This window comes from Pseudoroseomonas cervicalis ATCC 49957, from assembly GCF_000164635.1.
Taxonomy (GTDB): domain Bacteria; phylum Pseudomonadota; class Alphaproteobacteria; order Acetobacterales; family Acetobacteraceae; genus Pseudoroseomonas; species Pseudoroseomonas cervicalis.
Genome location: NZ_GG771168.1, coordinates 1 through 716, shown reverse-complemented (window position 1 = coordinate 716; position 716 = coordinate 1). Strand labels below are relative to the sequence as shown.

Sequence of the window (716 nt, the reverse complement as noted above, 5' to 3'; positions counted from 1 at the left end):
TGCGCCGCCGCGCGGTGCGGGGCGCTGTGCAGCAGGCGGCGCATCGCCTGGTGCAGCGCATCGGGTGTCGCCGCCAGCGGGTCCAGCGCCTCGGCCAGGCCAAGGGCCACGCAGCGCGCCGCATTGTCCGGCTGGTCGGCGCCCATTGGCAACAGCAGCAACGGCACCCCGGCCGTCAGCGCCGCCGCCAGCGTGCCGGAGCCGGCATGGCACACCGCCAGCGCGCAGCGCGGCAGCAGCATCGCCTGGTCGACGAAACGCTCCACCCGCACACCCGGCGGTGGCGCGCCCAGCTCGGCCGGGTCGATCTGCGGGCCGGTGGCCAGCACGGCGCCGGCCGGCAGGCCCCGCAGCGCCGCCAGCAGCCGCGCGAAGAGATCGCCCGATTCCTGGTTGAACACCGTGCCCAGCGTCAGATGCAGCAGCGGCTGCGGCAGCGCCTCCAGCCAGGGCGGCGGGGCGGCGGCGGGCGGAGCGTCGGGGCGGAAGCTCAGCGCGCCGGCGGGCAGCGGGCAATCCGGGTCGCGCAGCGCCGGCGGGAAGGGGTTCAGCCAGAGCGGCGGCGTGCCCGGCTCGGGCGGCAGGCCGAGCGCCGCGCGCAAGGGCGCCAGAGCGGGCGCCACCAAAGCGGGCCGCGACAGCCGCCCGGCCGCGATCACCCCCAGCACGGCGCGGGGCAGGCCGGCCTGCTCGGCGGCGAGCATCGCGCCGAAATC

The 716-nt window shown here is 78.5% G+C and carries 1 protein-coding gene; it reads right to left on the bottom strand.

Going from position 1 to position 716, the window contains the following annotated elements:
* A partial coding sequence (locus HMPREF0731_RS22385) for a glycosyltransferase (protein WP_007006557.1) occupies nucleotides 1-716 on the bottom strand: 716 nt, incomplete at both ends.